Annotated in this window: 14 protein-coding genes; 5 read left to right on the top strand and 9 right to left on the bottom strand. The window is 63.4% G+C overall.

Annotated elements, in window-relative coordinates; genetic code table 11:
* Positions 1-229 precede the first annotated feature (229 nt).
* On the top strand, positions 230-1,210 hold the full coding sequence (locus X727_RS160270; RefSeq protein WP_023833652.1) for an ABC transporter permease: 981 nt from the start codon (positions 230-232) through the stop codon (positions 1,208-1,210).
* Positions 1,211-1,502: 292 nt separating this feature from the next.
* Here X727_RS160270 and X727_RS160265 read toward each other — a convergent pair whose 3' ends face one another.
* The 5 genes from X727_RS160265 to X727_RS160245 form a co-directional block, all read right to left on the bottom strand.
* Positions 1,503-1,943, bottom strand: coding sequence for a hypothetical protein (locus tag X727_RS160265; protein WP_023686526.1), 441 nt, complete (start codon positions 1,941-1,943; stop codon positions 1,503-1,505).
* 446 nt (positions 1,944-2,389) lie between these two features.
* Positions 2,390-2,749, bottom strand: a complete 360-nt coding sequence (locus tag X727_RS160260) for a hypothetical protein (RefSeq protein ID WP_023826351.1) — start codon at positions 2,747-2,749, stop codon at positions 2,390-2,392.
* An 88-nt stretch (positions 2,750-2,837) separates the two neighbouring features.
* The gene (locus tag X727_RS160255) at positions 2,838-3,986 is read right to left on the bottom strand and encodes an amidohydrolase (RefSeq protein WP_023828344.1); all 1,149 of its coding nucleotides are present in this window, start codon (positions 3,984-3,986) and stop codon (positions 2,838-2,840) included.
* A gap of 34 nt (positions 3,987-4,020) precedes the next feature.
* The gene (locus X727_RS160250) at positions 4,021-4,452 is read right to left on the bottom strand and encodes a type II toxin-antitoxin system VapC family toxin (RefSeq protein WP_023828343.1); all 432 of its coding nucleotides are present in this window, start codon (positions 4,450-4,452) and stop codon (positions 4,021-4,023) included.
* Between the two features lie 3 nt (positions 4,453-4,455).
* Positions 4,456-4,818: a hypothetical protein gene (locus X727_RS160245; RefSeq protein WP_023833653.1), complete on the bottom strand. Its 363-nt coding sequence runs from the start codon at positions 4,816-4,818 to the stop codon at positions 4,456-4,458.
* A gap of 51 nt (positions 4,819-4,869) precedes the next feature.
* On the opposite strand from X727_RS160245, the gene X727_RS160240 reads away from it, so the two are divergent.
* The 3 genes from X727_RS160240 (at position 4,870) to X727_RS1000000169765 (ending at position 6,516) form a co-directional block, all read left to right on the top strand.
* Positions 4,870-5,865, top strand: a complete 996-nt coding sequence (locus tag X727_RS160240) for a GlxA family transcriptional regulator (RefSeq protein ID WP_023833654.1) — start codon at positions 4,870-4,872, stop codon at positions 5,863-5,865.
* Positions 5,866-5,933: 68 nt separating this feature from the next.
* Positions 5,934-6,206, top strand: coding sequence for a type II toxin-antitoxin system ParD family antitoxin (locus X727_RS160235; RefSeq protein ID WP_023833655.1), 273 nt, complete (start codon positions 5,934-5,936; stop codon positions 6,204-6,206).
* 187 nt (positions 6,207-6,393) lie between these two features.
* The gene (locus tag X727_RS1000000169765; protein WP_348524517.1) at positions 6,394-6,516 is read left to right on the top strand and encodes a hypothetical protein; all 123 of its coding nucleotides are present in this window, start codon (positions 6,394-6,396) and stop codon (positions 6,514-6,516) included.
* Here the strand turns inward: X727_RS1000000169765 and X727_RS160230 are convergent.
* Genes X727_RS160230 through X727_RS160220 form a run of 3 tightly spaced genes read right to left on the bottom strand, consistent with a single transcriptional unit; the run spans position 6,503 to position 11,011 of the window.
* Complete coding sequence (locus tag X727_RS160230) at positions 6,503-7,822, bottom strand: HlyD family type I secretion periplasmic adaptor subunit (RefSeq protein WP_023833656.1); 1,320 nt, start codon at positions 7,820-7,822, stop codon at positions 6,503-6,505. The two genes, X727_RS1000000169765 and X727_RS160230, sit on opposite strands and share 14 nt — an antisense overlap.
* 3 nt (positions 7,823-7,825) lie before the next feature.
* Positions 7,826-9,586, bottom strand: coding sequence for a type I secretion system permease/ATPase (locus X727_RS160225; protein ID WP_023726478.1), 1,761 nt, complete (start codon positions 9,584-9,586; stop codon positions 7,826-7,828).
* The gene (locus tag X727_RS160220; protein ID WP_023669698.1) at positions 9,587-11,011 is read right to left on the bottom strand and encodes a family 16 glycosylhydrolase; all 1,425 of its coding nucleotides are present in this window, start codon (positions 11,009-11,011) and stop codon (positions 9,587-9,589) included.
* Between the two features lie 393 nt (positions 11,012-11,404).
* On the opposite strand from X727_RS160220, the gene X727_RS160215 reads away from it, so the two are divergent.
* Positions 11,405-11,848: an SRPBCC family protein gene (locus X727_RS160215; RefSeq protein ID WP_023683102.1), complete on the top strand. Its 444-nt coding sequence runs from the start codon at positions 11,405-11,407 to the stop codon at positions 11,846-11,848.
* Between the two features lie 70 nt (positions 11,849-11,918).
* Here X727_RS160215 and X727_RS160210 read toward each other — a convergent pair whose 3' ends face one another.
* Positions 11,919-12,884 (bottom strand): hypothetical protein, encoded by a 966-nt coding sequence (locus X727_RS160210; protein ID WP_023683101.1) that lies wholly within the window; start codon positions 12,882-12,884, stop codon positions 11,919-11,921.
* Between the last annotated feature and the right edge of the window lie 3 nt (positions 12,885-12,887).

The raw sequence follows: 12,887 nt of genomic DNA on the forward strand, positions 1-12,887 counted from the left end.
CGCGCCCCCCTCTGTCCTGCCGGAAGACATCTCCCCCACGAGGGGGGAGATCAGCTGTCATCGCCGCTTTCGCCAGCCTTCAACGTTGCAAAAAGGAGCGAGGCGCTGGAGCTGCCAATCTCCCCACAAGTGGGGGAGATGGCCGGCAGGCCAGAGGGGGGCGCCGTAGAGCACTGTCCTCGCCAACTTGCCGCACCTTGCAAACCTCATCGCGAGCAAGAGCCGCCCCATGAGCACCACCGCCATCACCCCGGTCCCCATCGGCCGCCGCATAAAGCGCTTCATGGCCGATCGCCCGCTCATCCCGCTGATCGTCCTGCTCGCCATCTTGGTTATAATCCTGCAGGTCCTGCGCCCCGGCATCGTCAACGAGCGCTGGATCGCCAACACCATCAAATTCGCCATCCCGCTGGCGATCCTCGCGGGATGCCAGACCATGACCATGCTGACCGGCGGCATCGACCTGTCGGTCGGCACGGTGGCAACGATGAGCGCCTTCATCATGGCGACGCAAGTGGTCAACCAGGACCCGGCGGTGGCGTTCCTGCTGGCGATGATGCCGGCGGTGCTGATCGGCCTCGTCAACGGCATCGGCGTCGGTGTCTTCCGCGTCCACCCGCTGATCATGACGCTGGGCACCAGCCTGATCGGCACCGGCTGCCTGCAGGTCTACCAGCGCACGGTGATCGCGTCGGGCGCAAAAATCCCCGACTTCCTGGCTTGGCTCGGCACCGGCGTGACATGGGGCTTCCCCAACGCGCTGCTTTTGTTCGTGCCGCTCGCCGCCCTCATCGTCTTCACGCTCGCCCGCACCGGCTTCGGCCGCCTGCTCTACGCCGTCGGCGACAATGAGCGCGCGACCCGCCTGTCGGGCGTGCAATACTGGCAGGTCATCACCGCGCTCTACGTCACCTCCAGCGTGCTCGCCGGCATCACCGGCCTGCTCTATATCGGCCTGATCAAGGCGCCTTCGCTGTCGCTCGCCGAACCGCTGGTGCTGCCCTCGGTCGCCGCCGCCGTCATCGGCGGCACCTCCATCTTCGGCGGCCGCGGCGGCTACACCGGCACCATCATCGGCGCCCTGATCCTGACCGTGCTGACAACACTGCTGACCATCCTGCAGATGCCGGAGGGGGCACGGCGGATCTTGTTCGGGCTGATCGTGCTGTTCGTGACGGCGGCGTATTTGCGGATTGTGGAGGAGCGGTAGGGGCTGGCGCCCGACGCTGCATTGGGCGAAGCTTCCCCATCCAAGGTTCAGGCCAAGCGCACGGGAGCAAGTTCCCCCTCACCCGGATTGCCAACCGAATTGCGAAGGGCAATTCGGGGCAATCCGACCTCTCCCCGAGGGGAGAGGAGGGCGCCAGCGTCAACGCCAGCCTCTTCTCCCCAGCGGGGAGAAGGTGGCCGCGAAGCGGCCGGATGAGGGGGCTGGCGCAGCCATAGGCGATTATCATCGCCCCAGACGAGCTTACCCCACCGAGAACGCGAGGGAGCGCCCCTTACTTCAACGAAATCGCCATCCCGCTCAGATCCGCATTCACCTGCAGGCCCACCTGCCGGCCGGTAAGCTCGAGCTGGGCGCCCTTGTCGTTGGTCATGACGATCACCTGCGCCCCCTTGCCGAGCGCGCCGCCACCGCCGGCCGCGCCATAAACGCCGGTCGCATCCCGCACCCTGCGGATATGGCGCACGGTGCCCCGGAAATAGGTCTTGGAAACCCCGAAGGCGAAGCCGCCCGAAACGCCGCCGATCGTGATGGGATAGGAGCGGCCGTGGAAGGTCAGCGTCCCCTCGCCGCCGGAACCGCCGACGAAGAAGGCCGCCTTGTAGACGGCAAAGCGGATCGTGCCGCTATCGGCATGCGCGGCGCTGGCAGCGCTGACGGACACAGTTGTGATGGCCGCAACCGCAAGCGAACGAAAGCTGGACGAGATGGTCATGATGGGAGCTCCTCAAGTGCGCCGCTCACCCAACCGGCAGGGCTCGTCGGCGTCGTAGCCAACTTGAACAGTTTAGGCTTGGATTTGGTTCCAGGGAGAGCCCTCGGTGGGTCAAGGCGCAAAGCTGGTGGGGAGAGCGGAGGAGCGCTTCATACAGAGCTGGCAATGCCAATGCCTCGGGGCAAGGGCTATCGCATATGAGCTTTTACGAAGAGGACCCCCACTCTAACTTGCCGGGGCGAGCCAGGGTTTCGCCCGTCCTTCGGACCCTCACAAGGCGGAGGGAACGCTGCCGCACGCCCAGCCCTTTTTTAAGTCGACTTAGACGGTTTTGCGGAAATCAGCGCCAACCTAGTCTCCCTCCCCCTTGTTGGGAGGGATTGAGGGTGGGGGTATTCGTAGGGCGCAAGCCTCCGCTATGGTCCCTGTGCAAACCAATCCCAGCCCTACGGATATTTCCCCGGCTTTGGTGCGTAGATTTGCGGATCGAAGTCCAAATCCTTCGGCAGCGGCAGGCTCGAGCACTGCAGATGCATCTGGCGCGCCAACAGCCTTCGCTGCTGCTGCTCATGCTCCTTGATCGCCGCCACGAGACCCATGCTGTAGGGCCCCAGCACGACGCCGGCGGCCCATCCCGGATGCTCCTTCTCGCGCCGGTCGTAGTTCAAGGCATCCGTGCGGGCCTGCTGGCATTCCGGCGTCGCCCATTTCGGGTCTTGGGTCGAGAGCGAGGCTCCATACTGGACTGGAGACGATACGCACCCTGCCACCGTCGCGGTCAACGCGACGACCATTGCAATTCTCATCCGCAAGCCCCTCCTAATGTAGGACGCGACTACAAGACGATTCCAGCGGGAAAAAGGCAGCTTCAGGATGCGGATTTTGCAGGGCCGCTCACCCCAGCAGGTTGCGCGCCGTGCGCATGAAGATTTTCGAACCGATCGGGATCAGATCGTCGGGAAAATCATAATCGGGATTGTGCAGCGAAGGATGGCGCTCGCCGGCGCCGAGAAAGAACATGGCTGAGCTCGCCTTGTGGCCGAAAATGCCGAAATCTTCCGAAGCGCGCATCGGCAGGGCCTCTTCGCTGCGCGCGACACCTTCCTCGTCGAGCGCGCGGTTGAGATGTTTCACCGCGTCCGGCGCATTGACGCTGGCGACGAAGATTTCGTGATAGTTGCAGCGCACGGACAGGCGGTGCTCGGCCGCTATCCTGGCGGCCAGCGCTTCAGCAGCTGCTACCAGCTCCGCCATGCGCTCGTCACGCCTTGTGCGCAGCGTCGCCCACACTTCCGCATGTCCGGGCGCGATGCCGAACACGGCCTCGCCCATGGTCGCATGGGTGACGGTCACCATGCTGAAATCGTCATCGGCGAAAGTGCCGCTCCCGAGTGCCGGAAGCGCCGGCATCAGCTGGCTGATCGCCGGCATCGGCGACACGCCGGTTTCGGGCATGGAGGAATGCGCGGTCTTGCCGTCCAGCACGATGCGGATGCCGCGCGAGGCGCAGTTGACGACGCCGGGCTTGAGCCGCACTTCGCCGAACGGCACGCCCGGCAGATTGTGCAGCGAGAAGGCGAAGTCCGGCGCGATCTCGCCAAAGCGTGGATCGGCGACGACGCCGGCCGCACCATTGCCGGTCTCCTCCGCCGGCTGGAACATCAAGACGACGCGGCCGCGGGCCGGCCTTTCGCGCCCGAGCTGGCGGCCAAGTGCGGCCAGGATCGCGGTGTGGCCGTCATGGCCGCACATATGCGATTTTCCCGGCATCTGCGAGGCATGCTCGACGCCCGAAAGCTCCTCGATCGGCAGCGCATCGATCTCCGAGCGGAACAGCACCGTAGGCCCTGCCTTGCCGCTGTCATAGATCGCCGCCACGCCATGACCGCCGAGGCCGGTCAGCACCTTGTCCGGCCCTGTATCGGCGAGGAAGCTCACGACTTCCTTGGCGGTCTGTTCTTCCTCGTTGGAGATTTCAGGCCGCTGGTGCAGCTTGCGGCGCCATGCCGTCAGCTCGATGATATCGCGATTGGTCAGGGTCATGGTTGGGGCTCCGCTTAGTGCTGTGGCTGCAAACTCAACATACAATGACCTGTAGATAGTCCGGCGAGGCAAGCCCCTGCATGATTGTGTCGCGGGTGATGATCGGAATTTTTCTTACTCGCGCCGTCGCGATCAGGTAGCAGTCGCCGGGATCCTTATGCCCCGTATCGGTCACCACGGTCGCTGCCTCGCAAGCGATACGTTGCTTGATCGGGATGATCTTAGATCCCGTTGCTGCAACTGCCTCGGAAAACCATTTCGACGGCGTTCCTATGCCGAGATAGGGCGGGTTCTTGTGCGTCGGCTTATGGGACGCGATCGCCAATTCCCACGCAGTGATTGGGGAAACATAAAGCTTGCCCGCAGTTTGGCTCTCGGCGATTGCGATGAGAGCTTCTTCCGAAAGCGTGCCTGCGGCCGTTACCAGCCAATAAAACGTATGCGTGTCGAGAAGCGCCCCTGGCAAGGATCAACTATCCCTGGGTTTGCGCACCTGGTGAGAGCCGCCTTTGAGGGCTTGATTAGCAATCGGCTTCGTAAGGTCCACACCCTTTTTCAGGGGCAACTGCGACGACTTCATCGAATCAGCACCGCGCACTTCAACGTAGCGGCCGCTGCGGGAATCGCGCACCACCCACTTGCCGGTCAGCTCCTGTTTGGTCTGTGCTTTTGTCATGAACCCAATATAGCGGCAAATTGTTATGGATGCGAGCGGTCTCGGCCTGTTGAAGCCAAAGGCGATACCGTGACGGCGCATCAGAAAGTCGTCAATCTCATCGCCGACATCCGGTGGCTTCTCCTGAAAAGCGCCGCGTGCTCGCCTGTGCGACATCTTTCGCGATAATTGCTTCCATCCACCCGAAGGAACGGTTTCGGAGCAACAATGGCCAGGCGGTTTGCGTTTCTCTTGGTTCGCGACTTCACGCTGTCGCCGCTGTCGCTGTTCATCGACACGCTGCGGCTCGCCGGCGATGAGGGCGACCGCAGCCGCCGGATCGAGTTCGACTGGGAGATCGTCGGCGAGCGTGGCCTGCCGATCCGGGCGAGTTGCGGTGTCGAGTTGCTGCCGACCAAGGCGATCGGCAATCCGCAGGAGTTCGACAATGTCGTCGTGGTCGGTGGCCTGCTCGACACCAACCGCAGCCTCAGCTCCGAAAAGGAGGCCTTCCTGTTGCGGGCGGCCGAAAAGGGCGTGCCGCTGACGGCACTCTGCACCGGCAGCTTCGTGCTCGCGCGCTACGGTCTGCTCGATGGCTACAGTGCTGCCGTCAGCTGGTTTCACATCAAGGATTTCCGCAGCCAATTCCCTGATGTGAACGCCCATGCCGACAGCCTGTTTTCCGTCGATAGGGGCCGCTCGACCTGCGCCGGAGGCACGGGTGCGGCCGACCTTGCCGGCCATTTCGTGTCGCAGTTCATCGGCCGCAAGGCTGCGGAAAAAGCCGCCAAGATCCTCGTGCTCGACCGCATCCGCTCGAGCTTGGATGTGCAGCCCGTCGGCGACCTCTTTCCCGCGGCCTCGAGCCGCGCGGTGAAACGGGCGCTGCTTCTGATGGAAAGCAATCTCCAGGAGACGCTGTCGATCGCCGAGATCGCGGGCCGGTTGCATTTATCCCGGCGCCAGCTTGAGCGGCTGTTCGGCGCCGAGCTCGGCATCGGCCCGATGGCCGCCTATCTTGCGCTGCGCGTGCATCATGCCAAGTCGCTGCTGGAGGGGAGCGACTTGGCGATCGGCGACATCGCCTACCGCTGCGGTTTTCCCAATGCCGGCCATTTCAGCCGTGTCTTCCGCCAGCAGACCGGTATCACGCCGACCCATCTCAGGCATCCGAACCGAATGTCCGGTGTCTTTGCCGACGGCAAGGGGAGCGGTCCCTAAGCCTATATTGGGGCGTGCGATCTCGCCGTTGGTATGATAGTATCATACCAACCTGATAGGAGGGATCCATGTCCGCCACCGAAAAACGCACCTTCAGCCTGCCGGCCGAGCAGGCTGCTTTCATCGACCAGCTCGTTCGGTCCGGCACATACGCGACCAGCAGTGAAGTGATCCGCGCCGGTCTTCGCGCATTGCAGGAACGCGACGCCGCCGTGGAGCGCTGGCTGCGTGAGGAGGTCGCGCCGACCTATGATAGGTGGAAGGCAGACCCCTCCCAGGTCATCCCGGGCGACAAGTCTTTTGACAGCATCCGCGCACATCACGCAGCCCGCAACGTGTGAAGCGCCTGCATGTTGTCCTTTTGCCGGAAGCCCAGACGGACCTGTTATGGATATACGATACGGTCGCTCACGCATCCGGCAACCTCACCGCCCTTCGCTACATCGAGCGGATCGAGCGATTTTGCCTGGTCTCGACTATGCCTCGGAACGCGGAACCCTAAGGGATGATGTGCGGCGGGGGCTTCGCATGGTTGGCTTCGAGCGCCGCCTGACTGTGGCCTTCACCGTAGAAGGCGACCAGGTGGTGATTCTCAGGGTGTTCTACGGCGGCGTCAACTGGGAGGACGAGCTGGCGCCTATCGCTCCGTGAACGCCCGCGCGAACGAGTCCAGCATCGGCCGCGCCAGATATTCGAGGAAGGTTCGGTCGCCGGTGCTGATAAACGCCTCGACCGGCGTTCCTGGGTAAAGCTGCTCGGCTTTCACGCTCTGCGGCAGCGTGTCGGTGATCTTCAGCCTGGCGCGGAAATACGCCTCATGCGTGGTTTCATCGATCAGCCGGTCGGCGGAAATTTGCGTCACCGTAGCCGGGACCTCAGGGGTGAGGCGCGCGTTCAGGGCGGACAGCCTGAGCTTCGCCGGCTGGCCGACGCGAACCAGGTCCACGTCTTTCGGCCGCAGCTTCGCGTCGACGATGAGGCCCGACGCGGTCGGCAGGATCTCCATGATCTTCTGCCCCGGCGCAATCACGCTGCCTTTGGAGTTGTAGATCGAGGATACCACGATGCCGGCTGCCGGCGCCTTGATCGTCGTGCGCCCCAGCACCGCCTCGGCTGCGGTGATCTGTTCGCCGATGTCGGCCAGGCTGGTGCGAACCTCGTCGAGCTTGGTCAGCGCGTCCTCGACGCGCTGCGTGGTCGCGCGCTCGACCTGCGCCTGGGCTTCGACGATCTGCGTCTTGGTCGCTGCGATATCCGCCTCCAGCGCGCCGGCCTGGCCGACCAGATCGGCCTCGCTGCGCAGAAGCTGCGAATATTCGCTGCGGTTGGTGAGACCCTTGTCGAGCAGGCCGGTCTTGATGCCGAGTTCCTTCTTCACGATCTCGGCCTGTTGCTGGATGGCCAGTTTCTGCGCGTCCAGTCCCAGCGCCGACTCACGATGCATGGCGACGCGCTGCGCCAGGATCGACTGCTCGGAGCGGAACCGGGCGAGCCTGGCCTCGAACTCCTTCTGCTGTTCGTGCACCAGATTGTCGAAATCCCTCTGGAACGGCGCGGGTGCTGCTTCGGCGATCGGCGCCAGCCTGTCCGATCCGTCGCGCTCGGCCTCCAGCCGCGCGGCACTTGCCCTGAGCGCGATCGACTGTCTGGTCAGCCGGTTGAGGTCGGCCTCGGCCGCCGTGCGGTCGAGGAGGACCAGCGGTTCGCCTTGTTGCACGCGGTCGCCTTCATGCACCAGCAACTGCTCGATGATGCCGCCCTCGGGGTGCTGGATGAGGATGTTGCCGCCCGTTGCCGAGATCGTGCCGGAGGTGATCACCGCGCCGGAGAGCGGCGCGTTCGCCGCCCAATAGCCGAAGCAGCCGACGAAGAGCGCTATGGCCACGTAGCCGACGACGGCCATGCGGCGGAAGTCGGTGCGCGGTCGACCTTCGAAGGCGAGGCTCTGCTGCATCATCGTCTATGACCCGAAGCGGACGCTGTGCGGGCGCACGGTCGGCACGAACGAGCCTGTCACCACCGCGCTCCCGGCCTTGCCGGCCGCCGGTTGCCTCAGCACCTCGCTCGCAGGGCCGAAAGCTTCGACCATGCCGTTGCGCAGGACCATGACGCGGTCGCAGGCCGCGGCGATCGAAGGGCGATGCGTGATGACGACTGTCGTGACGCTTACACTTCGCGCGGCCGAAAGCATCCCTTCGAGCGCCGCCTCCCCACTGCCGTCGAGATGGGCGTTGGGCTCGTCCAGCACCAGCATGCGTGGCTTGCCGTAGAAGGCGCGCGCCAGCCCTATCCGCTGGCGCTCGCCGCCCGACAGCACGGTATGCGACGGGCCTATCATGGTCTGATAGCCGTCGCGCAGCGTGAGAATCAGCTCATGCGCCTCGGCGCGCCTGGCCGCTTCGACGATCGCGGCGTCATCGGCGTCGGGTTCGAAGCGGGCGACATTTTGCGCGATCGATCCCGGGAAAAGCTCCACCTCCTGCGCGAGATAGCCGATATGCCTGCCAAGCTGGGTTTCGCCCCAGCTCCTCAGGTCGGCGCCGTCGACCCTGACCGCGCCGCCGGTCGGCTGCAGCGCGCCCACAAGCAATTTCGCCAGCGTCGATTTGCCGGCCCCGCTCGGGCCGACGATCGCCACCGCTTCGCCGGCGCCGATGGCAAAATTCAACCGCTTGAGGATGGGCTCCGTGCCGAAAGCCGCAGTCGGCGCGATGAAGAACAGATCCTGCACCGAAATCGCGCCCAATGGATCGGGCAGTGCGAGCTTGCGCCCCTGCGCTGGTTGCGCCGCAAGGGCGGTGTCCAGCCGCTTCCAGCATCGCTTGGCGTCGACGATCTGCCGCCAGGATCCGATCAGCTGGTCGAGCGGCTGCAGCGCGCGCGACGACACCAGCGACGAAGCGAAGATCATGCCGGCGGTCATCTGCCCTTGTAGCACCAGCCACGCGCCGGCGCCGAGGATCGCCAGTTGCAGCATCATGCGCAGCGCCCGCGACGTCGCGCTGAAGATCGCATTGGCGCTTCCGGAACGGTCATGCAGGGTCAGCGCCTCAGCAACGTGCCGTCCCCAGACCGCGGCGGCATTTTGCACCATGCCCATGGCGCGCAGCGTGTCGGTGTTGCGGGCGAAGGCCTGCTCCGCCTGGCTGGCCACCGCCGAGCGTTCCGCCGACATGGCATCGTTCCTGCCGATGGCAAGCTGGTTGGCCACGACCAAGAGAAACAGCAGCACGGCGCCGGCGAGCGTCAGCCAGAACAGGACGGGATGGATGAAATAGAGCAAGGCCAGGAAGACGGGCGCAAACGGCAGGTCGAACAACACCGCCACGCCGCGCGACCTGATGAAGGCGCAAGTCGTGGCAAGGTCGTTCAGCGGCGACAGCCCGCTGCCGGCATGTCTGGCGCCAAGCGAGGCGGCGAATGTCCGCGCGCCCAGTTTCTGGTCGACGGTGGCCGCAACACGTTGCGCGTAGACGGCGCGGACCGCGTCCAGCAGGCCGAGGAAGGCGAGCGCGAGGACCGCCATGGCCGAGAGATAAAGCAGCGTCTCGACGCTGGAGGACGGCAACACCCGGTCATAGACCTGCAGCAGATAGAGCGGGATCACCAGGAGCAGGATGTTGATCAGCAACGAAAAGATGCCGATATCGGCGATGCCGCGCAGGAAAACCGGGCGCAGGCCGATGGCCGCATCGCTGAGTGGCGCGCGGTCCCGTGACATCTAGACGGCGTGCTCGGCTGTCGTGCTCAGATGGCTCTGCTGCAAATCGTTCAGCGTATAGGCGTGGATATAGTCGATCTTCATTTGCGCGGGCGTCGCCAGATGGTCGGGCGGCGCGCCGGCTTGACCGCCGACCGCAAGGTCGACCAGCATATACATGGGCTTGTTCATATCGGACGGCGTCGCCGCTTCCGCGACCTGGACGCCATCATAGGTCCAGACCAGCTTGTCCGGCGTCCACAACAGGCCATAGGTGTGATAGCCGTCGGTGTTGGAGACATTCACCGTCGACCCGACCGTGGTGTGGGTTCCCGTCTCATTTGTGTGCGCGGTCATGAGAAGCGCATTCGGGTTCTGCCCATACATTTCGATCACGTCGAGTTCCGGGGGCCATGAACCGTCTTCGGGCAGAAGCCAGAAGGCCGGCCACGCGCCGGCATTTTCCGGGAGATCGGCCCGCATTTCGAAATAGCCATAGGTCTGCGAGAAGGTGTCGTGCGTCGTCAGTATGCCGGAAGTGTATTCGTAATTGTTGATCAGCGGCTTGATGTCGTCGGGCGCATGCGCCGCGGTTATGGTGAGCACGCCGCTTGCGACGCTGAACGGATGGACCGAGCTGGTCGGCGCATAATTGGCGTCGATATACCATTGCAGCTCGCCGTTCTGGGGCTGCGAGCTGCCGTTCTGCGCCCCCCACCAGAAATTGGAATCCCAGATGCCGCTCTGGCCGTTCCACAGGCTCAGCGTGTTGAAATCGTCGTTGAAGGACAGCGTCATGCCGGTCTTGTCGATCGGCAGCTCGAACTGGCCGGGCTGAAACTTGTCGATCGTGGTGTTGTGGAACACCAGCACCTCGCTCGAGCCGAGGTTCAGCTGCACGTTCGATCCCACCTGGACCATATTGGCGTGGACGGCCTCGAACGAGGTGAAGGCATAGCCGTTGAGGCGCACCGTGTCGGTCGCGCCGAAATCGGAGATAAGGTCGCTGCCATTGCCCTTGGTGATGATGAAGGTGTCGGCGCCGGCGCCGCCGATCAGCACGTCATTGCCCTTGCCGCCGTCCAGCGTCTGGCTGCCAGCGCCGCCCGTTATGATGTTGTCCTGAGCATTGCCGAAGGCATAGTGGCCGTCGCCGGTGACGACGAGGTTCTCGAAATTGGCGGGCAGCTTGTAGCTCATCCAGGTATCGATCGTGTCGACGCCCGCGCCGTAGTTCTCGACCGCTTTGTTGATCGTCGAATAGAGATGGTAATAGTCGTCGCCCGCGCCGCCATACATGGTGACCTTGACGTTGGTGTCGCCCCAGAAGGAATCGTTGCCCGAGGTGCCGTAGCGGTAAGGCGCGCCTCCAGTCGCCGAGAACCAATGGGTGGAAGCGCCGGTATAGGGAAGTGGAATGCCTTTGGCGTTGAGGACTGTGGTCATTCCGACACTCCTTGCGCGTGCTGCCTTGGTCGTTCGACAACCTTCGAGCGACCATTCGGATCAACTCTTAAATTGATCCGTCGTTCCAGGGAATCATTCTATAGTACACCAAGGAGATCGTCGCCCATCATTTAATAGATAATGCCGAAGGCGTTAAGCTGATCCTAATACAACTTTGTAGGAGAGACTTACAATTTTAATAAATTGTGAGATCCGCGCCGAAAGGTTAGGCAATGACGCGACACGACCGCCTGCCTGAGGCGGCGACTCGAAGTCGCGGGCGGATGGCTGCCGGCAAAGGGCTCAAGAAAATTTGACAGGCTATGTCGGACCGGGTGAGGTTCACCCGTCCTTGGGGCATCGAACAACGAAACCACAAAGGATACCGAAGAGATGCCAAGCACCGTACGTTTGCACCGCGTTCTGACGACCAGCCCGGAGAAGGTCTACCGCGCATTCACAGAAGCCGACGCGCTGGCGAAATGGCTTCCGCCGAACGGCTTCACTTGCACCGTGCACAGCTTCGACGCGAAAGTCGGTGGCGCCTTCAAGATGTCGTTCCGAAACTTCACGACGGGCGGCAGCCATTCCTTCGGCGGCGAATATCTCGAACTCGTTCCCGGCGAGCGCCTGCGCTACACCGACAGGTTCGACGACCCCAATTTGCCCGGCCAGATCGAAGTGACCGTGCTCCTGAAGAAAGTGTCGGTCGGCACGGAACTCGACATCACGCAGGCCGGCATTCCGGACGTTATTCCGGCCGAAGCCTGCTATCTCGGCTGGCAGGAGTCGCTGCGCAATCTGGCAAAGCTCGTCGAACCCGAGATCAATCAGTAGAGCCCATCGGATCGGCGGCGCCGCCCAGCCAGTCCGCGCCGCCGACAATGCCGAGCCGAGGACTCATCCCTCACGGCCCGGTGCAGATCGGCAACGGTTGTGGCGGCGGTGGCGGGTTGTCCTTGGCGTATTGCGCGATGATCGGCTCAAGGCTCTTTCGCGGCCAGAATTTCGGCTTGCCGATCTCCTTCAGGCAGGACGCATTCCAATAGGCGCCCGATTTACCAACGGCGGTGATGTCGCGCGATTCCGGGTAGATATAGAGCGTCGTCGGATTGCCCTTCACCATCGAAATGATCTGGTCGGCGTCGGACGGCGACCAGCTGGTGCAGCCATTGCTGCGGCCGCCGGCATAATCCACCAGCTTGCCGTATGGCACGAAGCCGTCATGGTCGGCATAGGAGCTGTTCGGGTTCTTGCGCAGGCACATGCCGCGCAACAGCCGCGCCGCGTGGCCACCGATCACCCGCTGCCTGGCATTCGCCGTCTCCCCCTCACCGTCGAACTGGATGAAGGTGCGCAGCAGCGCCTGGTCCTTTTTTGCGCCGATGCGGTAAAAACCCTTGAATGAGATCTTTGCCTCGCCGGTCATATAGGCGCCACCGGTCGTCAAGGACGAGTCCAGGGCATTGCCGAAGTTTTTCGCGCAGCGTTTGCCGTTGGAGAAATCGACCACGCCTTTCAAATTGCGGCCGCCGCCATGGCCCGACGAGATCGCCCTGAACGACTGCTTGGCCTCGCAAATGACGTAGTAGCGCCGCCCTAGCACGCCATTGCCGAGATCGCCGGGGCGAGTCGCATCCATGGCGAAATAGCAGCCATTGTGGACCGCGCCTTGCGCGACCTTCTTCAGGTAAAGCGCGCGCGCCCGCTCCAGCACCACTTGCGAAATCTCGCCGTCGTCATTGCCGACATGGGCCTGCAGCCAGGCCGGTATATCGGAGGACGCGGCAAAAGACCGGGCAGACATCGTCAAGGCGATGCCGGCGACGGCGAGGAGGCCAAAGACAAAGACAGCCAGAGATTTCAACCGCACCGG

Source organism: Mesorhizobium sp. L103C105A0 (assembly GCF_000502215.1).
Classification (GTDB): Bacteria; Pseudomonadota; Alphaproteobacteria; order Rhizobiales; family Rhizobiaceae; genus Mesorhizobium.

Excerpts from the sequence above, each read along its gene's own strand:
- X727_RS160270 (WP_023833652.1), top strand. The coding sequence starts at position 230 with ATGAGCACCACCGCCATCACCCCGGTCCCCATCGGCCGCCGCATAAAG.
- X727_RS160265 (WP_023686526.1), bottom strand. The coding sequence starts at position 1,943 with ATGACCATCTCGTCCAGCTTTCGTTCGCTTGCGGTTGCGGCCATCACA.
- X727_RS160215 (WP_023683102.1), top strand. The coding sequence starts at position 11,405 with ATGCCAAGCACCGTACGTTTGCACCGCGTTCTGACGACCAGCCCGGAG.
- X727_RS1000000169765 (WP_348524517.1), top strand. The coding sequence starts at position 6,394 with ATGGTTGGCTTCGAGCGCCGCCTGACTGTGGCCTTCACCGTAGAAGGC.
- X727_RS160240 (WP_023833654.1), top strand. The coding sequence starts at position 4,870 with ATGGCCAGGCGGTTTGCGTTTCTCTTGGTTCGCGACTTCACGCTGTCG.
- X727_RS160235 (WP_023833655.1), top strand. The coding sequence starts at position 5,934 with ATGTCCGCCACCGAAAAACGCACCTTCAGCCTGCCGGCCGAGCAGGCT.
- X727_RS160245 (WP_023833653.1), bottom strand. The coding sequence starts at position 4,818 with ATGTCGCACAGGCGAGCACGCGGCGCTTTTCAGGAGAAGCCACCGGAT.
- X727_RS160260 (WP_023826351.1), bottom strand. The coding sequence starts at position 2,749 with ATGAGAATTGCAATGGTCGTCGCGTTGACCGCGACGGTGGCAGGGTGC.
- X727_RS160230 (WP_023833656.1), bottom strand. The coding sequence starts at position 7,822 with ATGATGCAGCAGAGCCTCGCCTTCGAAGGTCGACCGCGCACCGACTTC.
- X727_RS160255 (WP_023828344.1), bottom strand. The coding sequence starts at position 3,986 with ATGACCCTGACCAATCGCGATATCATCGAGCTGACGGCATGGCGCCGC.
- X727_RS160225 (WP_023726478.1), bottom strand. The coding sequence starts at position 9,586 with ATGTCACGGGACCGCGCGCCACTCAGCGATGCGGCCATCGGCCTGCGC.
- X727_RS160220 (WP_023669698.1), bottom strand. The coding sequence starts at position 11,011 with ATGACCACAGTCCTCAACGCCAAAGGCATTCCACTTCCCTATACCGGC.